This is a genomic window from Arthrobacter sp. Marseille-P9274, assembly GCF_946892675.1.
Taxonomy (GTDB): domain Bacteria; phylum Actinomycetota; class Actinomycetes; order Actinomycetales; family Micrococcaceae; genus Crystallibacter.
In genome coordinates this window covers 2,339,369-2,361,601 of record NZ_CAMPOV010000001.1, presented here as the reverse complement: position 1 = coordinate 2,361,601, position 22,233 = coordinate 2,339,369, and the positions used below count along the sequence as shown (strand labels likewise).

Annotated in this window: 25 protein-coding genes; 12 read left to right on the top strand and 13 right to left on the bottom strand. The window is 64.1% G+C overall.

Annotated elements, in window-relative coordinates; all coding sequences use genetic code 11:
* The first annotated feature begins 28 nt into the window (after positions 1-28).
* The gene (gene rplQ, locus OC550_RS10770; RefSeq protein WP_262105781.1) at positions 29-580 is read left to right on the top strand and encodes a 50S ribosomal protein L17; all 552 of its coding nucleotides are present in this window, start codon (positions 29-31) and stop codon (positions 578-580) included.
* 27 nt (positions 581-607) lie between these two features.
* The gene (locus tag OC550_RS10765) at positions 608-1,537 is read left to right on the top strand and encodes a tRNA pseudouridine(38-40) synthase TruA (RefSeq protein WP_262105780.1); all 930 of its coding nucleotides are present in this window, start codon (positions 608-610) and stop codon (positions 1,535-1,537) included.
* 66 nt (positions 1,538-1,603) lie between these two features.
* Here OC550_RS10765 and OC550_RS10760 read toward each other — a convergent pair whose 3' ends face one another.
* From OC550_RS10760 to OC550_RS10720, 9 genes are all read right to left on the bottom strand, one after another.
* Positions 1,604-2,230, bottom strand: a complete 627-nt coding sequence (locus OC550_RS10760; protein ID WP_262105779.1) for an A24 family peptidase — start codon at positions 2,228-2,230, stop codon at positions 1,604-1,606.
* 19 nt (positions 2,231-2,249) lie between these two features.
* Positions 2,250-3,134, bottom strand: a complete 885-nt coding sequence (locus OC550_RS10755) for a type II secretion system F family protein (protein ID WP_262105778.1) — start codon at positions 3,132-3,134, stop codon at positions 2,250-2,252.
* Between the two features lie 13 nt (positions 3,135-3,147).
* Positions 3,148-4,077: a type II secretion system F family protein gene (locus OC550_RS10750; RefSeq protein WP_262106319.1), complete on the bottom strand. Its 930-nt coding sequence runs from the start codon at positions 4,075-4,077 to the stop codon at positions 3,148-3,150.
* Between the two features lie 8 nt (positions 4,078-4,085).
* On the bottom strand, positions 4,086-5,396 hold the full coding sequence (locus OC550_RS10745) for a CpaF family protein (protein ID WP_262105777.1): 1,311 nt from the start codon (positions 5,394-5,396) through the stop codon (positions 4,086-4,088).
* Positions 5,397-5,515: 119 nt separating this feature from the next.
* On the bottom strand, positions 5,516-6,712 hold the full coding sequence (locus OC550_RS10740) for an AAA family ATPase (protein ID WP_262105776.1): 1,197 nt from the start codon (positions 6,710-6,712) through the stop codon (positions 5,516-5,518).
* Entirely contained in the window at positions 6,709-7,350 is a 642-nt protein-coding gene (locus OC550_RS10735) for a Flp pilus assembly protein CpaB (RefSeq protein ID WP_262105775.1), read from the bottom strand. Before OC550_RS10735 ends, OC550_RS10740 begins: the two co-directional genes overlap by 4 nt.
* A gap of 120 nt (positions 7,351-7,470) precedes the next feature.
* Positions 7,471-8,490 carry a Tad domain-containing protein gene (locus OC550_RS10730; protein ID WP_262105774.1) on the bottom strand — a complete coding sequence of 340 codons (1,020 nt, stop codon included), beginning with the start codon at positions 8,488-8,490 and terminating at the stop codon, positions 7,471-7,473.
* On the bottom strand, positions 8,487-8,891 hold the full coding sequence (locus OC550_RS10725) for a TadE/TadG family type IV pilus assembly protein (RefSeq protein WP_262106318.1): 405 nt from the start codon (positions 8,889-8,891) through the stop codon (positions 8,487-8,489). The genes OC550_RS10730 and OC550_RS10725 overlap by 4 nt, the downstream gene beginning before the upstream one ends.
* A gap of 80 nt (positions 8,892-8,971) precedes the next feature.
* The gene (locus tag OC550_RS10720; RefSeq protein WP_262105773.1) at positions 8,972-9,232 is read right to left on the bottom strand and encodes a Flp family type IVb pilin; all 261 of its coding nucleotides are present in this window, start codon (positions 9,230-9,232) and stop codon (positions 8,972-8,974) included.
* 537 nt (positions 9,233-9,769) lie between these two features.
* Between OC550_RS10720 and rplM the strand changes: the two genes are divergently transcribed.
* From rplM to glmM, 7 genes are all read left to right on the top strand, one after another.
* Positions 9,770-10,213, top strand: coding sequence for a 50S ribosomal protein L13 (gene rplM, locus OC550_RS10715; RefSeq protein WP_262105772.1), 444 nt, complete (start codon positions 9,770-9,772; stop codon positions 10,211-10,213).
* Between the two features lie 39 nt (positions 10,214-10,252).
* Positions 10,253-10,750: a 30S ribosomal protein S9 gene (gene rpsI, locus OC550_RS10710; RefSeq protein WP_262105771.1), complete on the top strand. Its 498-nt coding sequence runs from the start codon at positions 10,253-10,255 to the stop codon at positions 10,748-10,750.
* 725 nt (positions 10,751-11,475) lie between these two features.
* Positions 11,476-12,708, top strand: coding sequence for an HIRAN domain-containing protein (locus OC550_RS10705; RefSeq protein WP_262105770.1), 1,233 nt, complete (start codon positions 11,476-11,478; stop codon positions 12,706-12,708).
* A 15-nt stretch (positions 12,709-12,723) separates the two neighbouring features.
* Positions 12,724-13,311: a hypothetical protein gene (locus tag OC550_RS10700; protein WP_262105769.1), complete on the top strand. Its 588-nt coding sequence runs from the start codon at positions 12,724-12,726 to the stop codon at positions 13,309-13,311.
* Positions 13,312-13,369: 58 nt separating this feature from the next.
* Positions 13,370-13,570 carry a hypothetical protein gene (locus OC550_RS10695; protein ID WP_262105768.1) on the top strand — a complete coding sequence of 67 codons (201 nt, stop codon included), beginning with the start codon at positions 13,370-13,372 and terminating at the stop codon, positions 13,568-13,570.
* Positions 13,571-13,616: 46 nt separating this feature from the next.
* On the top strand, positions 13,617-13,769 hold the full coding sequence (locus tag OC550_RS22365) for a DUF4357 domain-containing protein (protein ID WP_368736938.1): 153 nt from the start codon (positions 13,617-13,619) through the stop codon (positions 13,767-13,769).
* A 329-nt stretch (positions 13,770-14,098) separates the two neighbouring features.
* A complete protein-coding gene (glmM, locus tag OC550_RS10690; RefSeq protein ID WP_262105767.1) occupies positions 14,099-15,478 on the top strand; it encodes a phosphoglucosamine mutase in 1,380 nt (459 codons plus the stop codon).
* Positions 15,479-15,546: 68 nt separating this feature from the next.
* On the opposite strand, the gene OC550_RS10685 is transcribed toward glmM, so the two are convergent.
* The 4 genes from OC550_RS10685 to coaA all read right to left on the bottom strand — a co-directional run bounded on the left by OC550_RS10685 (position 15,547) and on the right by coaA (position 19,186).
* Positions 15,547-16,527 carry an SMP-30/gluconolactonase/LRE family protein gene (locus tag OC550_RS10685; RefSeq protein ID WP_262105766.1) on the bottom strand — a complete coding sequence of 327 codons (981 nt, stop codon included), beginning with the start codon at positions 16,525-16,527 and terminating at the stop codon, positions 15,547-15,549.
* A gap of 361 nt (positions 16,528-16,888) precedes the next feature.
* Positions 16,889-17,281, bottom strand: coding sequence for a large conductance mechanosensitive channel protein MscL (gene mscL, locus OC550_RS10680; protein ID WP_262105765.1), 393 nt, complete (start codon positions 17,279-17,281; stop codon positions 16,889-16,891).
* A gap of 65 nt (positions 17,282-17,346) precedes the next feature.
* Positions 17,347-18,210 carry a M15 family metallopeptidase gene (locus OC550_RS10675; protein WP_262105764.1) on the bottom strand — a complete coding sequence of 288 codons (864 nt, stop codon included), beginning with the start codon at positions 18,208-18,210 and terminating at the stop codon, positions 17,347-17,349.
* A 1-nt stretch (position 18,211) separates the two neighbouring features.
* On the bottom strand, positions 18,212-19,186 hold the full coding sequence (coaA, locus tag OC550_RS10670; protein ID WP_262106317.1) for a type I pantothenate kinase: 975 nt from the start codon (positions 19,184-19,186) through the stop codon (positions 18,212-18,214).
* A gap of 115 nt (positions 19,187-19,301) precedes the next feature.
* On the opposite strand from coaA, the gene glmS reads away from it, so the two are divergent.
* The 3 genes from glmS (at position 19,302) to OC550_RS10655 (ending at position 22,199) form a co-directional block, all read left to right on the top strand.
* A complete protein-coding gene (glmS, locus tag OC550_RS10665; RefSeq protein ID WP_262105763.1) occupies positions 19,302-21,218 on the top strand; it encodes a glutamine--fructose-6-phosphate transaminase (isomerizing) in 1,917 nt (638 codons plus the stop codon).
* 9 nt (positions 21,219-21,227) lie between these two features.
* Positions 21,228-21,578: a holo-ACP synthase gene (locus tag OC550_RS10660; protein ID WP_262105762.1), complete on the top strand. Its 351-nt coding sequence runs from the start codon at positions 21,228-21,230 to the stop codon at positions 21,576-21,578.
* Between the two features lie 333 nt (positions 21,579-21,911).
* Positions 21,912-22,199 (top strand): hypothetical protein, encoded by a 288-nt coding sequence (locus OC550_RS10655; RefSeq protein ID WP_262105761.1) that lies wholly within the window; start codon positions 21,912-21,914, stop codon positions 22,197-22,199.
* Positions 22,200-22,233 lie beyond the last annotated feature (34 nt).

Here is a 22,233-nt window from a genome sequence, read left to right as displayed (position 1 = left end):
CAACGGCACCATTTGAGGAGATAAAGAAATGCCTACCCCCCCTAAGGGTCCGCGCCTCGGAGGCGGTCCGGCTCACGAACGCCTGATGCTCGCCAACCTGGCAGCAGCGCTCTTCGAGCACAAGCGGATCACCACCACCGTCACCAAGGCCAAGCGCCTGCGCCCCTACGCCGAGCGCCTGATCACCTTCGCCAAGCGCGGAGACCTGGCTGCCCGCCGCCGCGTGCTCGCCACGATCAGCGACAAGGGCATCGTCCACGAGCTGTTCACCGGCATCGCCCCGGCAGTGGAGAACCGCGAAGGCGGCTACACCCGCATCACCAAGATCGGCAACCGTAAGGGCGACAACGCCCCCATGGCCGTCATCGAACTGGTGCTCGAGCCGCTGTCCCCGAAGCAGGCTGTAGTCAAGGAAGCCGAGAAGGCTGCCGAGACCGCCGCTCCGGCTCCGGTTGCTGAGGAAGCCGCCGAGACCGAGTCGCCGGAATCCGCCGAGTCCGCTGAGTCTGCCGAATCGGCAGAGTCCGCTCCGTCGGCCGAATCCGCCGAGGAAGCCCCGGAGGCCGAGGAGAAGAAGTAGCTTCTCCTTCCCTCTAAACTGGAGGGTATGACCTCACAGAAGCCCGCCGTCCCCAATCCGGACGGCGGGCTTCTGCGTGTCCGGATGGATCTGGCGTACGACGGCGGGGCGTTCAGCGGGTGGGCCGTGCAGCCCGGTCTGCTGACCGTGCAGGGGGCCGTCGAGGAAGCCCTCGCCATCCTGATTCGGCGCCCGGTCCGGCTGACCGTCGCCGGACGCACGGATGCGGGAGTCCACGCCCGCGGCCAGGTGGTGCACTTCGACCTGGAGCCGGGGGAGTGGGAGGCGCTGGCACGGGTCCGCGACATCGACCCCGCAGCCTCCCTGGTCCGCCGGCTCCGCGGCGTGCTGGCGAAGGTCCTCGGCGGCCGGGTCGGCGCCCCGGTCCCATACCGCGACCTCGCCGGCGCCATCGAAGTCCACACAGCCGGGCTGGCTCCCGAAGGATTCGACGCCCGCTTCTCCGCGCTCTGGCGCCGCTACAGCTACCGGATTGCCGACCGCCCCGCGAACTGGGACCCGCTCATGCGCAACATCACTCTCTGGCACAAGCACGCGCTGGATGTCGACCTCCTGAACGATGCCGGGAGCCGGATCCTGGGCGTCAACGACTACCTGTCCTTCTGCAAGCCGCGGGAGTTTTCCACCACCATCCGCGAGCTCCAGCACTTCGAATTCCGGCGCGGAGACGACGGCGTCATCTCGGCCTCCGTGCAGGCGGACGCCTTCTGCCACAACATGGTGAGGGCCTTGGTCGGCGCCTCGATCATGGTCGGCTCGGGGGAGCAGGAACCGGCCTGGCTCGCCGAACGACTCGCCGCCAAGGTCCGCGACTCCAAGACCAAGCTCGCGCCCCCGCACCCCCTGGTCCTCGAGGAAGTCGCCTACCCGCCAGCCAGCTCCCTGCTCGAACGCGCCGAGCAGACCCGCGCCATGCGGACCACAGAATCCGAGTAGGCGCGCGCAGGCTTCGCGCTTGCTACCGCTTCCGCTGCCAGCCACTTCCGCAAACTTACAAAAATTTCAGGCCACCAGCGGCGCCAGCAAAGTGGCCGCAATCATCGCCGGTCCGAACGGAATGTCCGAGTTTCGGTTGAGTACCCGCGCCAGCATCAGCACCAGGATCGCCACCGCATTCAGCAGGAACGCCCCCAGCAGCACCAACAGCCAGGCGTTCAGGCCCAAGTAACCCGCGTACAGCCCCACCACCGCCGCCAGCTTCACATCGCCCAAGCCGATCCCGCCCGGCTTGATCAGCGCCATCGCCAGGTACAGGGCAAACAGCACGGCACCGCCAAGCAACCCGCCCAGCAGATGCAGCCACGCGCCGGACACCACTGTGGCCAACCCGAGCAGGACCAGCGCTCCGACCAGGAACGGCAGCACCAGCCGGTTCGGCAGCAGCTGGTGCCGAGCGTCGATCGCGCCCAGCAGCACGCCCATCACCACCAAATAACAGAACGCCGGCAACAGCGCACTGACCCCAAAGACCCACGCCATCAGCCCGCACAGGAATCCAGTCAGTACCGCCATCGGCACTCGCCAGTTCCGCGGCACCGCCGTCCGCTCCTCCCGCTGCGCCAGCGGAAAGACGAACCACCCAGCTCCCGCTCCGAGCAGGGCAGCAGCACCCACGACAATCACGTCCACGGTCCGAGCCTACGTGGGTCTACTGGCCGCTGAAGGTGTTGATCGCGTTGATGACGGCCGGCCCCAGAATCGCAATGAACAGCACCGGGAAGATGAAGAACAGCAACGGGAAGAGCACCTTCACCGGCAGCTTCATCGCCTTCTCCTCGGCCCGCTGCCGCCGCTTCACGCGCATGACCTTCGCCTGTGTCCGCAGGACGCCGCTCAGAGCAATGCCATAGGCGTCGGCCTGCACAATCGCCTTCACGAAGCTACGCAATTCGGGAACGTTCGTGCGGTCAGCCAGGGCGAGGTAGGACTCGCGGCGGCTCCGGCCCACCTGCATGTCCTGCAGCGTGCGCACCAATTCATCGGCCAGCGGACCCTTGCCGTTCGCCCCCGCCCGTGCCATGGCCGCCTCGAAGCCCAGACCCGCTTCCACCGAGATAAGCATCTGGTCCAAAGTGTTGGCCAGTTCCAATTGAAGTTTCTGCTGGCGTTCCTGCCCCTTGCTATAGAGGAGGAGGTCAGGCATGAAGTAGGTCATCACAGTGAAGAATAATGCGGCTAAGAATAGTGTCGATGACGGTCGGACGGAGAAGAGAAGCGCCCAGGCAAACCCGGCTGTGAGTGCCATGGGCAGCTTGATCGCCAGCAATTTGTCCAGCGGCATCGACGCCGGCCGGCCTGCCAAGGCCAGCAGACGGTCGAGCTTCTGCACGTACCCGGCAGGCGTCAGTCGCCAGCCCAGCCGGTAGAAAATCCCCAGTTCGCGCTGTTTGCCGCCATCGCCGGATTCGAACCCTCTTTGCAGGTTCTGCTGGACCGCTCGGCGGCCCTTCTTATCGTTCGACAGCAGCAGCCAGGCCAGATAGCCGAGGGACCCGCCCAGTAGCAGCGTTCCCAGAAGGACCGTTGGACTCATAAGCCAGCCCCTCTTAGAACTTCAGGTCGATGATCTTGCGCAGCCACAGACCGCCGATGATCATCAGGACGATGGAGACGCCGATCATGACCCAGCCCAGCGGCTCGGTAAAGAGGACGCCGATGTAGCCGGGGTTCACGACACTCAGCATCACCACAATGCCGATCGGCAGCGCCATCAGGATGTAGGCGGAGAACTTCCCTTCAGCCGCGAGAGCCTTGATCTGGCCCTTAATCTCGGCGCGTTCCCGAATCGTCCCACCAACTTGGTCCAACACCTCGGCGAGGTCGCCGCCGACCTCGCGGTTGATTTGGATCGCCTGGGCTATCCACGTGAAGTCCTCGCTCTCCATCCGCTGCGCCGTGTCCATCAGAGACTCCAGCAGGTCCTTGCCCAGGCTTGTCTCGGTGATGACGCGCCGCATCTCCTCGGAGGTCGGAGCATCGGCCTCCGCCGCGGCGGCATCGATGGCGCGCAGGATACTGTGGCCGGCCCGCAGACCGCCGCTCAGCAACTGCAGGAGGTCGCCCATCTGCGAATCGAACTTCGCGCGGCGCTGGCTGATGAGGAGCACCAGCACCAAGTGCCCAAGAAACGGCGACACCAGTGCGAACAGCAGGCCAAGTCCAAAGCCGCGCAGCATGGTCCCGACAGCGCCGGCGACGAGCGTCCCAGCGATGACCAGGATGATGTAGTCCGCCTGACTTAGCCTGAGGCCGGCCAGTTCCAGCAGTTCGCGCCGATAGATCCGGGTCGGCCGCCGCTTCAGCCGCTCTTCCAGCAGACGTACCGCGGCACCCGCGAAGCGAGAGAGCTGGGAAGTGGATTCTTCCTCAAACGGACGACGGCGGTCACGCGGCAATGCGGCTGCGTGCGGCTGCAGGGCGGTGAACCCAATGACGATCCCTGCCAATACCAGCACGATGCCAAGCACGAGTAGCAGATGCATGGCTAGTGCCGCCCGCCCAACCGTGACTGCTGGCCGAAGACGGCGGGGGAAACCGCGATGCCCATGTCCTCGAACTTCTCAATGAAGCGCGGACGGATGCCCGTCGGTACCGGTCGGCCCAAGAAGCGCCCATCGGGACCAACGCCCGCCGAGTAGTCGAAAATGAACGCGTCTTGGAGCGTGACGACGTCGCCCTCCATGCCTTGGACCTCGGTGACATGGGTGATCCGGCGCGTGCCGTCGCGCAGACGGGCGATCTGGATGATGAGGTCGACCGCGGAGGCGATCTGTTCGCGAATGGCGCGTAGCGGAAGGTCCATGCCGGCCATGAGCACCAGGGTCTCCAGACGGGCCACGGCGTCGCGCGGCGAGTTGGCGTGAACTGTCGAGAGAGAGCCGTCGTGGCCGGTATTCATCGCCTGGAGCATGTCCAGCGATTCGCCGCCGCGGACCTCGCCGACCACAATGCGGTCGGGTCGCATACGCAGCGAGTTCCGCAGCAGGTCCCGGATCGTAACCGCGCCCTTGCCCTCGGTGTTCGGCGGCCGGCTCTCCAGCCGTACGATGTGCTGCTGTTGAAGCTGAAGTTCGACGGCATCCTCGATGGTGACGATCCGGTCGGATTCCGGGAGGAAGGACGAGAGCACATTGAGCAGCGTGGTCTTACCGGTACCGGTTCCGCCCGAGACGATGATGTTGAGCTTGGCCTTGACGCAGGCATCGAGCAGCTCGGCCATCTCGGGAGTCATCGTCCCGAAGTTGATCAGGTTCTGCACCGTCAGCGGAACCTTGCTGAACTTTCGGATCGTCAGCGATGAGCCGTTGACGGCCAGCGGCGGAATAACCGCGTTGACGCGCGAGCCGTCCTCCAAACGGGCGTCCACCAGCGGTGATGATTCGTCGATCCGGCGTCCCACCTTGGACACGATCCGTTCGATGACCTTGCGCAGATGTTCCTCGGAACCAAAACGGGCGTCCGTCAACGTGACGTGGCCCTTCCGTTCGACGTAGATCTGGTCCATCCGGTTCACCATGATTTCGGTGACGCTCTCATCATCGAGGAACCGCTGCAGCGGTCCGTATCCCATGACGTCGTCGGCCACATCGCGGATCAGGCGCCGGCGTTCTTCGGCCGACAACGGCACCTGTTCCTCGTCGATGATCTGGCCGAGCTCCTCGCGGGCCATCGCCCGAAGGTCCTCTTCGGTCATCGTGGTATCGCTGATCCTGGCACCCATGCGGTCGAACAACGCGGTCGCAGCCCGCTGCTTCAGCCCGGCCAGCGCATCGACTGGCGCGACCACCGATTCCACAGCAGTTGGAGCAGGCTTGGGCCTGGCTTCCGCTGCAGGAACTCGTGCAGGAACCACTGCTGGTGTCGACGGCGTTTCCTGAGCATTCTGGGCCAGGGCGCCGAACCGTTCGGAGAGCTTCACTGCAGCACCGCCCTGCGGTGAAGGCTCCGCCGCTTCTCCCGCCACGCCGGGTCGAACCGTTCAACGAGGGACTTCAGCCCCTTGGTGGCAGGATCCTTAACGTCTTCTTGCAGAACAGGAATGCCGCGGTTCGTCGCATAGCTCAGTGCCTTCGACCGGGGGAGCGCGACGTCGACCGGAGCGTTCAGGCTTGCTTCGACGTCTTGGACTGCCAGTCCGGATTTTGTGTCCGCAAAGTTGAGCACAACGTGCCGATGCTCCGGCAGCAATTCCAGCCTGCGGAGTACGTCAGTGCCCATCCGCAGGCTGCGGACGCTCGAGACATCCATGCCTGCCACCCAGATTGCGTCGGTGCACTGCTCCAAGGCGGCAAGCGTGTGTTCGGTCAGACCCGGGCCAGTGTCGACGACGACGTACCGGAACTGCGCGGTCAGCTGCTGCAGGAGGTGGGTCACCTGGTTGGCGGAGACGAAGTCTGCCGCGACCGGATCCATAGGGGCACACAAGGCGTAGATGTTGGCCGGATGCACCGTCAGGAACGCCTTGAGCACCAGGGAATCCTGGCTGGCCGGGTTCGAGACGGCATCCAGAATGGTGTGCTCGGGGTTCAGGTAGAGGCTCGATGCAATGTCGCCGAACTGAAGATCGAGGTCAACGAGCACCACGCTCATGGGCGCCATCTTGCCCAGCCCCACCGCGACGTTCGTGGCGACGGTTGTCTTGCCGACTCCGCCCTTAGGGGAAATCACGCCTATGACCAGTCCCTGCTCGCGCGGCTGCGCGGCATTCGGCTGTTCCAACCGGAATCGGCTGGCGAAGACCTGGCAGGCGCGCTCCAATAGAACGCGGATCGAAGCGATGTCAGCCATCGGGCTGAGCAGATCGCGGATTCCGGAGCGCATGGCCTGGAGGATCAGATCCGGATTACCTTCGGCAACGAGGACCGTGCTGATCTCCGGAAACTGGACGTCGAATACGGTCGCTAGGCGAAGGGCATCATCGACAGGCAGCCCCGGCCCCAAGATCAGGACTTCGGGCCGCTCGCCGGTAATGAATGACAGTAGTTCCCTCGGCTGCATCGCTGCAGCGTCCGGTGCGAATGTCGTGACTTCTCCTGGCAACCCGCCAGCCACAGCCAGTCGGAGCTTCTCTTCAAACGCCTTGTCAGAACCGATGAAAATGAACCGGCTCATCGGTAGACCTCGGACCGCTGGACAACGGTGGGCTTGCTTTCCTTCGCGTCCTTCGGCTCTTTGCTCAGCCAGATTTTTGCAAATTCTGCAGCGAACACAATTTTCTGTGCCGCTTTATCGTCCACTGCCACGGTGACGAGCATCGACCCCTCCGGTAACGCTTGGGAATCGGCCTCGCCCTCCTCAGTCACAGGCTGGGGTGCACGCTGGATTGCCGTCAAAAGCGCTTTCCTGACTACGAGTTGTGTCGTTTCCTTCTCTGGACTGGATTCGATGCCGCCCTTATCCATCGAGATAAAGACACCCACATGCTCGCCGGCCACAAGACGCCCTCCCACAACTCGCTGCGGTTCTAACTGAAAGCTGACTTCCTGCAGCCCTTTCGGGACATCAACCGCTCCGGCGGCTTGGACTTCTTCAGGAGCCACGAGTCTCTCTGTTAGTAGTTGTTCGCCTGGCACTAGATCGACAGCAGTGACCTTTCCAGCGCTTTGGGACAGGTCTGTTAACGCAGTGGGAGCAATTGCTGATGCTGGAAGGCTTGTAGAAGCCACCGAAGCATTTAGGGCTTCAGCAGGAGTGCCGGCCGGTACAGCGGTTTTTACGAGGAGGACAGAGGCAGGTTGCATGTCAGCCATGGCTCGGGTGTCGGCGTTGCCAACATATGCAAAGACCAGTAGCGCCCCGACAACAGCTAACACTGTCGCGGCTATGGCAGCCACTAAACGCGACTTCATTCTGTCCCCAATCTGGGTTCGTCACTCGGTGAAATAGATCAAGCTGGCACCCAGTTCGCTGGTGCCCCCAAGTTTGAAGTCCTCATCGAGTGTGGCGAATCGAATAAACTTGCCGATGATTCCTCGGCAGTCACCGGTGCACTTCTGCCCAGTAAACTCTGAATTCTTGTAGACGTACGGATCTTTTGTGGGTTGAGAAGCGTTCCAATTTCCGCCAGTAAACTTCCAACCCATAACACTGAACGCGGCAAATTGTTTAATGAAGTATTGCCCGCCGTTACCGGTTCCTTCAGTCTTATGGAATACCGGAAGCAGGACTATCACTTCGCTGCCTGTCTGTTGCAAGGTAGCCATCCATTGTTCAAGCAGGGCCTTGCAGACCGAAGGTTCGTCATTGCCCGTGGCGCTCGGTACTCCGATGGTTGCCGATGCCTGAGCGTAAACGTCACACTTCGTGGAATCTGAGGATTTCAGGTATCCGAAGCCCCCAGGAATCAGGTTTCCGCTGCTCGAGGTGCAACCCGGCATTGTGACACCCTTACTGGCCACTAGCTGGATTCCGCCAGTAAGTGTGAACTGGCATTCGGAGAATGCCAGAGGGAAAGCCGCGGGCCCTGCCGAGATGCCGCCGAAAGCCACCGCCGCAGAGGCACGAACGTCAGTGTCAGTAATGCCGAGTATCGGAGCCAGGAGGTACGGCAAGGAGTCACGGCCCGCTTCATCGCGCGTTCCGGTAGTCACTTTGACGCGATTCTTGATAGAGGTGTCTGCCTCGATGATCCGAACGGTCCCATCATCAAGATTCGCCCCGGCCAAAGCCAGGGCGTGCGCAGCCGGTGTAGTGCAGGCAACGCCGCTAGGCTTGTCGGCACACGACTTGGCCAATGAGAGTGCCACCGCGTCGGCGGCGTTTTGTAGCTGCGCCTTTTCTGAGTAGAGCCGTCCCATATCGACGACCAGGGCGGCGAACCCCAGGAGCACGACTAAGAGGATCGACACCAGGACAGCAGTAGCGCCTTGCTCGTCCTTGACTCGTTTCAACCGCCACACCTCATGGCGCCCCGCCCACTCAGACTGGTCGGTCCGAAGAACCCCGTAATGGTACTGAGGGAATATGTGATTCTGACTGTCACCTGGTGGCCGGAAAGGCACCTATCCACAAACACGGGACCACTCATAGAGGGATCACTCGATTCAATTTGGATAGAAAGGTGGGCTGGATCCAAAGCCGCGGCTGCCTGAATAATTGAGGATTTGGCTTGAGCCTCGTTATTTTCGATGGCCATGACGCGCGCCCCTTCCCTCGCTGCTTGTGCGAGGGTGATTTGGGCATTGTACACCCGGCCGAACTCTAGAATGCCGAGCAGGAGCACGAGTAAGAGCGGTACAACCAATGCAAACTCCACGGCCGCAGCGCCTCGTTCTTTGGATGGTCTAAACATCAGCAGCTCGAACGACGAAGTTGTGGGCTGGAGGGTGGAAGCCACCATCTAGCCCACAACCAGTTAGCGGATGGTCAGCGTCACGCGCACTTAGCAGCGGCTGTAACGGTCGCCCCGCCCTCGCCAGCGACCGTAGCCGCACTGTAAGTCTTACCGGAAATCGCACACTGCGCCTCAGAAAACTTCTGAGTAACCGTTCCTCCGAGAAGGGTGACGGCGGCGATGATGGCGACGGCGATGAGAGCGACCATGATGCCGTATTCGACGGCGGTGGCGCCCTTTTCTTCGCGGGCAAGGCGGCTGGTGACGAAATTGCGCACGTTCATGTACAGACCGAGCATAAGATTCAACTCCTGAAGTGAGAATGACCGTTGGGGTCATTCGGATTCATTACTGATGGCAGGGAGATACCGCAGAAATGCCCCCAACTATTCGAGAGGGAAGTCTCGAAGGAGTTGATTTTGGCCCCCAAACCGAAATCCATAGTAAGCGGAAAGTACAAGGTTTAACCAAGTCCTTCTTTCCGTTGTTATCAAAATGTTATCGGAGGCCGCGACCTTCGGCGTGTCTGGATCGATGCGGGAGTTTGGGGGCCGGACTTTGCCGGCTTGGAAGAGGGGCCAGCGGAGCTCCCTTTGACCTCTGATGGTGCGGCGCGATATCCTTGGTAGTCGTTGTGCGTGTCCAACCTCGATGCGTCCATATCCGCGCGTTTGCCCAGTTGCAGGGCTACCTGATCCGCGGACGTGGCCGAGGCCCTCTGGACCACTGGTTACATTTCAGTCCTCACCTGAGATTCCGGTAGCGCATGAGAGAACTTGTGTGCGTGCCCGACTGGGTGCGCCGCTACTTGCAAACAAGAAACGAAGGCCAAAACCGTGCGTACGTACACTCCGAAGCCCGGCGATATCAACCGCCAGTGGCACGTCATTGACGCCACCGACGTTGTCCTGGGTCGTCTTGCCAGCCAGACCGCAACACTGCTGCGCGGAAAGCACAAGCCGACCTTTGCTCCTCATATGGACATGGGCGATTTCGTCATCATCATCAACGCTGAGAAGGTCGCCCTGACCGGCGCCAAGCTCGAACAGAAGCGTGCCTACCGCCACTCCGGTTACCCGGGTGGCCTGTCCTCCGTCAACTACGCCGAGCTGCTGGAAAAGAACCCGGTGCGCGCAGTTGAGAAGGCCATCAAGGGCATGCTGCCGAAGAACTCCCTGGCTGCCCAGCAGCTGAGCAAGCTGAAGGTCTACGCGGGTCCTGAGCACCCGCATGCTGCCCAGCAGCCGAAGTCCTTCGAAATCACCCAGGTCGCCCAGTAGTCCTGGCCACCAAGCTAAAGAATTCATTCAAGGAGAACCGTGGCTCAGAATACTGAAGAGCTGAACAACGAGGGCGAGACCCTCACCAGCTACACCTCGGAGAGCGCTCCCGCCTCCGAGACCGTTGCCAAGGAGCGCCCGGCCCTGACCGTTGCCGGCTCCGCCGTCGGCCGCCGCAAGGAAGCCGTTGCCCGTGTCCGCGTTGTCCCGGGTTCGGGCAAGTGGACCATCAACGACCGCGAGCTGGCCAACTACTTCCCGAACAAGCTGCACCAGCAGGAAGTGAACGATCCGTTCAAGATCCTGGAACTGGAAGGCGCTTACGACGTCATCGCCCGCATCCACGGCGGCGGCCCCTCCGGCCAGGCCGGTGCGCTGCGCCTGGGCGTTGCCCGTGCGCTGAACGAGATCGACCGGGAAAACAACCGTCCGACCCTGAAGAAGGCCGGCTTCCTGACCCGCGACGCTCGCATCATCGAGCGTAAGAAGGCCGGTCTCAAGAAGGCCCGCAAGGCTCCGCAGTACTCGAAGCGCTAAACCTGCTTCGCCGGGCTCGTCCCGGACTGCAGTGGCACCCCGTCCCGTGGTTTTCCACCGGGCGGGGTGTTCCGCTTTAACGTGAAGAACGACTACCCCCTCCGAGGAACCAAGACAGGAACCAATACAGGAACCACGGAGGAACACGGGAGGAATATGGAGAGACTAACGTGACCAACGTACCTTTGGCACATGTCACGAACGACAGCGAAGTTATCTGGCTCGGGATATATTCGGGCGACTGCCGCACTTTGGCGCATCCTTACTCCGCGAAGTCGATGACCTGCACCCGGAACTCCGCAGCGGCGGTCCAGTTCCACGCGTCAAAGCCGCTGAACTCTACGAGGTACAGACCCAGCAGAACCCCAGGACGGCATGACTTCCCAAAAGACTTACGTCCAGCCCGGCCTGCTTCAAGCCGTGCCAGACTGACGCCGGAGCAACATGCGGATGACACGCGTCGGATGGGCACTTTCCGGTTCCAAGAGGGATCTAAGAGCGCGTTCCTCTATGTCCTGTGCGGCCGCTGCGCCCCCAGCGGATGGGAACTTGGGACACAAGAAAGCCCCCTGTCGTGGTTCGCGCCGGGCAGGGAGTCTTTTTCTGTCGGTCCTTCCCGCTAGTCTTTAAGGTGTGGGGGCACTGAATCGGTTAATCGACTGCGGCTATGAGCTACCACCACCGGAGCAGCTCGCTCGGAGATCCGAATCAAAAATGGGGGACAAATGGAGAGGTATTTCTTACCAGGCAATTTGAACTGGGCCAATTACGAAATCGTCGGTGAGTACTATCGAGAGGCTCAGATCCTCGCGGCGCTGGGCAGGAAGCCCAGGCTCGACGAGCAGGTCAGCGAAGAGTTCGAAGCGGTTCTGATCCCGGAGCCGGACAATCCCTTCGATGCCAATGCGATCTCCGTCCGCATTGGCGGACACGTTGTCGGCTATCTCGGGCGGCCCGTGGCTGCCGAATACCGAGATGTCATCCACCGGATTACGGCCTCCGGAGCCGTGGCCACCACCAAAGCGTCGATCTGGGCCGTCCGTCGGAAGCAGCGGGACTGGGAGACGGGGAGAGACTCGACCCGGTTCCATGCAAACATCCGAGTAGCCCTTCCTGCCGCAGACCAGATTATCCCGCTGAATAACGCCAGCCTTTCAGACGCTGCCATACTGCCGTGGGGCGGCGCGTTGCAGGTCACGGGAGAAGACAAACACTTCGACCACCTGTTTAACTACGTGCCCACGTCGGGAGAGGGCATGGTCATCCTGACCATGCATCGATTGGTGCACGTTCTCAAGAACAGTACTGAAAAAGAACTCGTCGAAGTCAGGCTTGATGGTGAACGCGTAGGCCAATTGACCGCCACAACGTCGGCCCACTACCTCCCCACAATTCGCCACGTAGAGGACTTGGGGAAGCAACTCGGCGTCTGGGCAAAAATCAAGGGTTCGGGACTCGCCGCCGACTTGATCATCCAAGGGGCGAGGGCGGCTGACCTCAGTGACGGGTGGCTGCGGACGATGCCCGCTTTCCCGCCCTTGGTTGATGAAGCCCTGTCTTACTCAGTCCCGCCGGCATACACCGAAGCTGAACGGGCCAGCCGGACACGGCAGCAGAATGCTGGCGCTGGGGCACTGCCGCCCGCTTCTCAGACACGGGAAGCTGGAACTCACCAACCTACTGGCCGCGATGCTGCGCAGGGAGCCACACGAGTGCGGGTGGGAAAGCACTTCGTGACAGTCACGGACAAGGACCGGGTGCACTCGCCTGGAATGCACAAGGCGTCTGGGATCTCGATGATTGTTCTCACCGTCGTCATCGGTTTGTTCTTAGCCGCCATTCCGTTGCTCGGACCAGTGCTGGGGCTGGGGTTGCTCGCGTTCGGCATTTATGTGAACGTGCTCAAGTTTCGCGTCGCCAACGCGCTGCAGGCTGAGAAGCGTGTCGATCATGCGTGAGGACGGGTTGGTTTGATGCTCTTCACGCAAGCGACACAAGACGGCGGCACCAGCGGCCCGGATCTAGAAAGCCTGATACTCACCGTCATAATCACGGTCGTCGTCACGCTGCTTTTCGATTGGTGGGTAAGGCCGCGATTAGAGGTACGCAACGAACTGTTCAAGATGCGCGCGAACGATCACCTTCAACTGGTACGCACACTGCAATCTATGACAGCGGCCTGCAACCAGATGCGGCTTTCCGAGCAGGACAAGGCCAGTTCGCAGCTGCACGAGCGAGCGGCAGCAGCGCGCGCGAAGTTGGTCGTGGCTGCAGATGCCATCCAGTTTTCGGCCGTCGTGCTCGAACATCGATTGACACGCACTACGAAGAGGATGATCGCCTCGACGGCCGGCTATATCCACGGTGCGTGCGATTTCGACGCTCCTCACTGGATGGTTGGCAGACAAGGGGCAAAGCCAGTGTCAATTCTCCTCGATGCCGTATCCGCACCAAAGTGGTCGATCAACTACTTCTACCAACATTGGCGCATGCAGCGGTACCTGGAGGGCACGCAACCGCAGGACTCGGCTGAAAGGGCCCCAGCTCGTTCAGCAGGCTGATCACTTATGCACAGGTCCCAGTGGGTAACGGAGCCAAAAGCACGAAAGAAGAGAACGAATGGGCGATCCGCGCGACAAGATGAAGTCAATGGCGAGAGCATTCCTGAGCGGAGTTGCAGAGACTCTCCGAGATAGCCAGCGCCGAGAAGCCGCGCTCAGCGACCTAGGAATAGATACCAAGTATGACCAATACCACGACGTCATCGGAAAGCTGGCCGCCGAGATCGTGGAGCTAAAGAAGCAAGCAGGAACCAAGTAGCACCACGGCGGCCACCACTAAGCGTACTGACAAAGCGCCCAAAGAAGTGGCGCGGGGAACGGGATCCGACGGGAAGCTGAGGTTCGCAAAGAACCACACCTTCGCAACCCCATCCGGTGCGTCGTCCACGATTATCGGTGGCGAGAGCAACGGTTGGGACGACTGGGTCAACGAGCACGGCGCCAGCTCAAAGACGTGAAGCGGCCGAAGGAAGTCGCCGAGTAACGGCGCTTGTGGCCAACCAGAACGCGGCTCGTACAATTTCGGGCTGGGGTCGCCAGCGTTGCCGTTTCGGCCGTCACGGCCCCATCTGCATAGGATCAGTAATAGCACACCACCGATAAGGGGCAACGCCGTGCCACGTGCGCCTGCCCCAGAGCGTAAAGCTCGAGCCCAGATCACACGGCAGCGGCGTCCTTGTGTGTAGCAAACCACTGTCCAGTGCTGGCGGGGATTGGAGCGTGCAAACGCCGCGGCGGTCGGGGACATGTCAGTTTCCGGCCCCGTGCTCCCGTAAAATGGCTAGCGATGTCTAGATTATTTGGTACCGATGGTGTCCGCGGTTTGGCCAATGGTTTGATTACCGCCGAGCTGTCCATGGAGGTTTCCCAGGCTGCTGCCGTGGTGTTGGGCCACGAGCAGGTTCCCGAGGGCAAGCGGCCGGTCGCCGTGGTGGCGCGGGACCCGCGGGCCAGCGGCGAGTTCATCAGCGCGGCGGTCTCGGCCGGCCTGGCCAGTGCCGGTGTGGACGTGTTCGACGCCGGGGTGTTGCCGACGCCTGCAGCGGCCTATCTCGTCGCGGACCTGGGCGCGGACTTCGGCGTGATGATCTCCGCCTCGCACAATCCGGCGCCGGATAACGGAATCAAGTTCTTCGCGCGCGGCGGCCACAAGCTGCCGGACGAGGTCGAGGACGCGATCGAGGCCGAGATGAAGGCCGAGCGACGCCGCCCGACCGGTGCCGAGGTCGGCCGGATCCAGCGTTTCTCGGACGCCGAGGACCGCTACATCGTGCACCTGCTGCAGACCCTGCCGGCCCGCCTGGACGGGCTGAAGATCGTGCTGGACTGCGCCCACGGTGCCGCCAGCGGTTGCTCGCCCCAGGTGTTCGCGGACGCCGGCGCGCAGGTCATCGTGATCGGCGCGGAGCCGGACGGGCTGAACATCAACGACGGCGTGGGCTCGACCCACCTGGAGAAGCTGCAGGAGGCCGTGGTCAAGCACGGCGCGAACCTCGGCATCGCGCACGACGGCGACGCCGACCGCTGCCTGGCGGTGGACGAGCAGGGCACCGTGGTCGACGGCGACCAGATCATGACCATCCTCGCCCTGGCCCTGAAGGACGCGGGCAAGCTCAAGGACAACGTGCTCGTCGCGACCGTGATGAGCAACCTGGGCATGAAGCTCGCGCTGCGCGAGGCCGGGATCCGGATCGAAGAGACCGCGGTCGGGGACCGCTACGTGCTCGAGAGCATGCGCGCCCACGGCTACTCGCTCGGCGGGGAACAGTCCGGTCACGTGATCTTCTCCGACCACGCCACCACCGGCGACGGCGTCCTGACCGGCCTGCAGCTGGCGGCGCAGATCGCCAAGACCGGCCGGCCGCTCTCGGCCCTGGCCCAGGCGATGACCCGGCTGCCGCAGGTGCTGATCAACGTCAAGGGCGTCGACAAGGCCGCGGTGAAGACCAACGTCGACCTGCAGCTGGCCGTCGAGGAGGCCTCCCGCGAGCTTGGCGAGACCGGACGCGTGCTGCTTCGCCCCTCCGGCACCGAGCCCGTGGTCCGCGTGATGGTCGAAGCCGCCGACATGGACACCGCCAAGGCCACCGCCGAACGCCTCGCGGACGCGGTCAAGCAGCACCTCGCCCTCAAGCCGGCTCAGGCCGCCGAACCGGCGGCCAGCTGACTGCCGACGCAGTAACAGTATGAACGCAGCCCGGGCCATGACGGCCCGGGCTGCGCCACATCCGGGTGTCAGTCGTTGCCGAAGGCGTCGACGACGACGACTTCGAACTTCTTGGCCTTGGGCGGCAGGCCGGTGTCGAACTTGGCGTTGACGGCCAGCAGCTGGTCGCCGACGCCGGCCGCCGTGGTGGGGACCTGGAAGGCCTTGTCGGTGATGGTGTCCCGCAGCTCGCCGCTCTCGAGGTCTGAGTCGAGCCGCCAGCGGGCGATCTTATTGTCGAAGTTCTGCACGGTCCAGAGATTCCGGCCGTCGAGCTCGATGCCGTCAACGTAGGGAACGTTGACGTCCGCAATGACCTGGCTTTCGCCGTCGTCGGTGTCCACGGTGTAGACCGCCTTGCGGGCGGTGTGGGCGACGATCAGGGTGTCATCGTCGTCGGTCGCGGCGATGCCGTTGAGGTTGAAGTCGCCGGTGACGTCGCCGGCCGGCCCGCTCAGGTCGAGCGTTTCGACGTCCCCGATGCCGCCGTCGCGGTCAACCGGGACGAAGTACAGCTCGCCCTTGACCGAGTTGGTGAACCAGGCGCCGCCGCCGGAGAAGATGACGTCGTTGATGAAGGCGTTGGCGTCCTTGGTGAGGGCCATGGTCGCGACCGTGTCGCCGTCGTCGACGTCGTAGAAGTAGGCGTCGCCGGCGGTGCCTCCGGCCACGGCGAGGATGCCGCTGCGGGTGTCGAGGTCCATGCCGACCGCCATCCTGCCCGAGGGGGCGTCGATGAACTGCTCGGCGGTGCCGAGAGCCAGGTCGCCGAGGTAGATGTCGCCTTTGAACAGGTCACCGGCGTAGAACGTGCCGTCGTCTTCAGCGGTGATCCCCTCGGCCGAGGATGCGCCGGGGAGCTCGATGGTCTCGGAGCGGTTGCCGTCGTTATTGGATAAGGCCGGCGCGGAACCGGCTGACGCGAGGAGCGCGGCTGCACCCAGCAGACCTGCGGCGGTACGGCCGAGGCGCGGGCGCAATGCGGAACGAGTTGCTGGTTGGGGTTGCACGGTGTCTCCGTCCGGATTGGACCAGGAGTCACCGAGGCGGGCCCCTGGTGCTGCCGCCCATTTTACGCGCGGGGCGCTGGGGCGGACAGGTGCAGACAGCACAGAATCGGGCCCTTTTGTGGTGCCGGCGGGCGCCCGGTGGGACATTCGAAGGAGCAGGCATACGCCGCCGCGACGGATGCCGCCGAGACAGGGGCCACCGGGGCCGGGGGCGCCCGCCGCAGGCACACCAACCGGCGGCACGCCGCGCCGGGAGCGGGACGTCTAGCCCGGCCCTCAAACCATCTGCGGCTTAAATCGCCAGAAGGCCCTCCCGAAGTTCGGGAGGGCCTCCTGGCGTTGAGCGGGTCGGGCGCCGGGGCTACTGGTGCGTGCGCAGGGAATCGCGGATTTCGGTCAGCAGCGCGATCTGCGGATCCACTGCCTCCTGTCCCGGGGTGATGCCCAGCACGCGGTTGCGGCGTTCGATGATGTGGTTCATGGGGACGATGATGACGAAGTAGACGGAGGCGGCAATGAGCAGGAAGTTGACGATGGCTGTCAACAGGACGCCGAACTGGACGAGGTTGCCGTTGAAGTTCCAGACCGCGAAGTCGTCGAAGTTGGGGGAGCCGACCAGGCCGGCGATAAACGGCATCAGGACGTTCGTCACGAGAGCATTGACGACGGCACTGAAGGCCGTGCCGATGATAACGGCCGTGGCAAGGTCGATGACGTTGCCCTTCATGACGAAATCTCTGAATCCCTTGAGCATGGCGCTAAATCTACACGCGCCGCTTTCCGGGTGGCCGGAGCCGCGGCGAACAAGCGGTGAACAGCTCAGCGATAATCCGGCGCGGCGGGCAGGCCGTAGTAGGTTTCCAGCGCCTTCGTGCCGCTGCTGAACATGGCGCCGGCGTCCCTGGTCCCGACGTAGCGCAGGTGCCACGGCTCGGGGGAGTAGCCGGTGACGGACTCCTGGCCGGGCTGGTAGCGGACCACGAAGCCGAAGCGGTGTGCGTTCTGCGCCGCCCAGCTGCCGGCCGGGGTATCGGCGAAGCAGGCCTCGAGCCGGCATGAGCCGGAGGCGTCGCCGATGTCCAGGGACAGGCCGGTCTGGTGCTCCGAGAAGCCGGGCCGGGCCGAGACGCGGTCCGCGCCGGCCCTCCCGTTCACGTCGACCCAGTGCTGGTAGGTCGAGATCTGGGTTTCGTAGGAGCGGAAGCCGCTGAGCACGGTCATCGAGGCGCCGTCGGCGGCCGCGGCGGCGAACATCTGCTCGGCGGCGTCGGCCGTGGCGGCGCGCAGCTGCGTGCCGTCCCCGCCCGGGCCCGGGGTGAGCGCGGGGGTGGCCAGGTCAGCGGGGAAGTAGTCCAGCGGCTGGAGCGGGCGCTGCTTATTAACGACGACGTCGATGCGCGCCGGGTCGTCGTGCCCGCCCTGGGCCGGGGGTTCTTCGGTTTCCGGCCCCTTCGGCGTTGCAGACGCAGTGGTCTCCGCCGGCTCCGGGCTGGACGTTTCAGTCCCGGCTCCCTGCGAGGGGGAACCGCCGGCAGAGGCCGAAGGCGACGCGGACGCACCGCCGGGGGACGCCGCCGTCGTACTTCCACCGGGGGAGGGCGGCCCGGCGGGCGCGCAGCCCGCCATCAGGCCGGCCAGCCCGAGCAGGGCGGCGGCGAGGACAACGGGCTTGGCGGCATTCATCTCAGGTCTTCCGCAGCAGCATCCGGCGGACCGAATGGTCCGCGTCCTTGGTGAGGACCAGCTGTGCACGCCCGCGGGTGGGCAGCACGTTCTGCTCGAGGTTCGGCTCGTTGATCCGGTGCCAGATGCCCAGCGCGGTCTCGCGCGCCTCCTCGTCCGTGAGGGAGGCGTAGCGGTGGAAGTAGGACTCGGGATCGGCGAACGCGCCGCTGCGCAGTTTCTGGAAACGCGTCACATACCACTCTTCGATGAAGGAGGTCTTCGCGTCAACATAAATGGAGAAGTCGAAGAAGTCGCTCAGGGCCAGGCCGGACCGGCCGTCCGCGCGCGGGCGCGCCGGCTGCAGCACGTTCAGGCCCTCGACGATCAGCACGTCCGGCCGGCGGACCACGATCTCCCTGCCCGGCACGATGTTGTAGGTCAGGTGCGAGTAGTACGGGGCGCGGACCTCCTCGGCGCCGGACTTGACCTCGCTGACGAAACGGAGCAGCGCGCGGCGGTTGTAGGACTCGGGGAAGCCCTTGCGGTCCATCAGGCCGCGGCGGAGGAGTTCTTCATTCGGGTAGAGGAAGCCGTCGGTGGTCACCAGCTCCACGTTCGGCGTGCCCTCCCAGCGGCGCAGCATCTCGCGCAGCACGCGGGCGGTGGTGGACTTGCCGACCGCCACGGAGCCGGCGACGCCGATGACGAAGGGCACGCGCCGGGTCTGCTCGCCGAGGAAGGTGGTGGTGGCCTTGTGCAGCTCTCCGGCCGCGCCGACATAGAGGTTGAGCAGCCGGGACAGCGGCAGGTAGACCTCGCGGACCTCGTTCATGTCCAGCTGTTCGCCGAGGCCGCGGAGCCGTTCGACGTCGTCCTGGTTCAGCGGCTGCTCGATCTCGTTCGAGAGGCGCGACCAGGTCTGGCGGTCAAGCTCGACGAAGGGTGTGACGTTGCTCTCACCGTTCGACGGCGCTGCCTTTGGTGCGTCATCAATCACCTATGAATTGTGCCTGCTGGCCGGGGCATTACCCAAAACGACGACGGCGCGCGGCGCCCGTGCACGCGGGCCTCCGGCGTGGGTGCCGGCGGCAGCAGGTAGGCTTGATGCCATGTGTGGAATCGTAGGTTATGTAGGCCGCCGCGACGTTCTGGTCGCCGATGGCGGCTCGGATCTGGCCCCCGGTATTGGCAGCCACGGCGCCCTGGACGTGGTGCTGGAGGGGCTGCGCCGCCTGGAATACCGCGGCTATGACTCCGCCGGCGTGGCGGTCATCGCGGACGGCGGCATCGAGTCCCGCAAGAAGTCCGGCAAGCTGAGCAACCTCATCGAAGAGCTCGAGGAGCGGCCGCTGCCGCAGTCGCTGACCGGCATCGGCCACACCCGCTGGGCCACGCACGGCGGGCCGACGGACCAGAACGCGCACCCGCACCTGGCCGACGATGACCAGCTGGCCGTGATCCACAACGGCATCATCGAGAACTTCGCCGAGATCAAGGCGTCCTTAGTGGCCAAGGGCCACACCTTCCGCTCCGAGACGGACACCGAGGTCGCCGCGGTGCTGCTGGGCGACATCTACCGCTCGCTGGCGACCAAGGGCGAGCCGTCGCTGGCCAAGGCGATGCAGCTTGCCTGCCAGAAGCTGGAGGGCGCGTTCACCCTGCTGGCCATCCACCGCGAGGAACCGGACGTCGTCGTCGCCGCCCGCCGCAACTCGCCGCTGGTGGTCGGCCTGGGCGAGAACGAGAACTTCCTGGGCTCGGACGTGTCAGGGTTCATCGACTTCACCCGCCGCGCGGTGGAGCTGGGCCAGGACCAGATCGTCACGATCACCCCGGACAGCTTCGAGATCACCGACTTCCACGGCAACCCGGCGCAGGGCACCGAGTTCGAGGTCAACTGGGACGCGGCCGCCGCGGAAAAGGGCGGCTACCCCTCCTTCATGGAGAAGGAGATCAACGACCAGCCCGCCGCCGTCGGCGACACGCTGCTGGGCCGCGCCGATGCCTCCGGCCGGCTGACGCTGGACGAGATCCGGATCGACCCGGAGCTGCTGAAGAGCGTCAACAAGATCATCGTCCTGGCCTGCGGCACCTCCGCCTACGCCGGCCAGGTGGCCAAGTACGCCATCGAGCACTGGGTCCGGATCCCCACCGAGGTCGAGCTCAGCCACGAGTTCCGCTACCGGGATCCGATCGTGGACGCGAACACCCTGATCGTGTCCATCTCGCAGTCCGGCGAGACCATGGACACCCTGATGGCCGTGCGCTACGCCAAGGAGCAGGGCGCCAAGACGCTGGCGATCTGCAACACCAACGGCTCCACCATCCCGCGCGAATCCGACGCCGTGCTCTACACGCACGCCGGCCCGGAAATCGCCGTCGCCTCCACCAAGGCGTTCCTGGCGCAGATCACCGCCGCCTACCTGCTGGGCCTGTACCTTGCGCAGCTGCGCGGCATCAAGTTCCAGGGTGAGATCCGCGACATCCTCTCCGACCTGGCCGCGATCCCGGCGAAGATCCAGTCCGTCCTGGACAACGCGGACCAGATCAAGAAGCTCGCCCGCGAGATGGCCGAGACCAAGTCGGTGCTGTTCCTGGGCCGCCACGTCGGCTTCCCGGTCGCGATGGAAGGCGCGCTGAAGCTCAAGGAGCTGGCCTACATCCACGCCGAGGGCTTCGCCGCCGGCGAGCTCAAGCACGGCCCGATCGCGCTGATCGAAGAGGGCCAGCCGGTGTTCGTCGTCGTGCCGTCCCCGCGCGGCCGGCACTCGCTGCACTCCAAGGTCGTCTCCAACATCCAGGAGATCCGCGCCCGCGGCGCCAACACCATCGTGATCGCCGAAGAGGGCGACGAAGCGGTCAAGGCCTACGCCGAGCACGTCTTCTACATCCCGGAGACGCCGACCCTGCTCGCGCCGCTGCTGGCCACCGTGCCGCTGCAGATCTTCGCCTGCGAACTGGCCACGGCCAAGGGCTACGACGTCGACCAGCCGCGCAACCTCGCCAAGTCCGTCACGGTCGAGTAAGCCGGTTCGGTGATCATCGGGATCGGCGTCGACGTCGTCGAGGTGTCCCGCTTCCGGGCGCAGCTGGAGCGCACGCCCGGGCTGCGGGACCGCCTGTTCACGCCCGAGGAGCGGAAGCTCAACACGCGTTCCTTGGCCGCGCGGTTCGCGGCTAAGGAGGCGATCGCCAAGGCCATCGGCGCGCCGGTAGGCATGAACTGGCAGGACTGCACCATCCGGGTCGACGGCGGCGGAGACCCGTATCCCGAGTTCACCGGGACCGTCGCGGCGGCGTCCGAGGCCAAGGGCGTAAAGTACTGGCACCTGTCGATGAGCCACGACGGCGACCTGGCGACCGCGATGGCCATCGCCGAGAAGTAGCCCCGGAGCGGGCCGCCAGTAGTCCTCTTGGTGCAAGGCGGCACCGGCCTTCCTGCCGCTGGCCAATCCCAACAGGGCCGCATAGGGTTGTTACTTGCGGGTAGGTCAACCGGCCTGCCCTTACGCCGAGGCTTTTCTTTCGCTTAGCGACCGTTAGTTTCGCTTCCACACCCCGGCAAGGCGGCACTCATACAGCCCTTTAACAGCAACTCCCTCCCTCTATCCGTCGCGCAGTTAGACTCCACGGTCTACGGAGAACCGCGCAGAATCCGATCCGCCCCTACAGGCACTCAACCGCCTGCACCTGCGGGCCCAGATTCCCGGCGGGAGTTGATGCTCAATGCGCTCGCTGCCCGGTCCGCCGAAGTTGAATCTGCCGAATGGGCCCTGGACCAAAGCGTCTCGGTGCGCAACGAGCAGATTGTCGCGGCGATGACCGCAGGCGTCCCTGTCGAACGGGTTGAGGCTGCCAGCGGCCTGACGGTATCGGAACTGGAACAGATACTGGCTGCCCAGGTTCCGGCAGCCAAGGACCTAGCGCCTGCGGCAACATTCGTATCCGGGAGCCCGTTAAGCTCGGGACGACAGGTAAAAATCCCGACGGCTCCCATTCCCAGCTGACCTCTACCTGAGACGAGCTCCCGCGCCAGCCCTC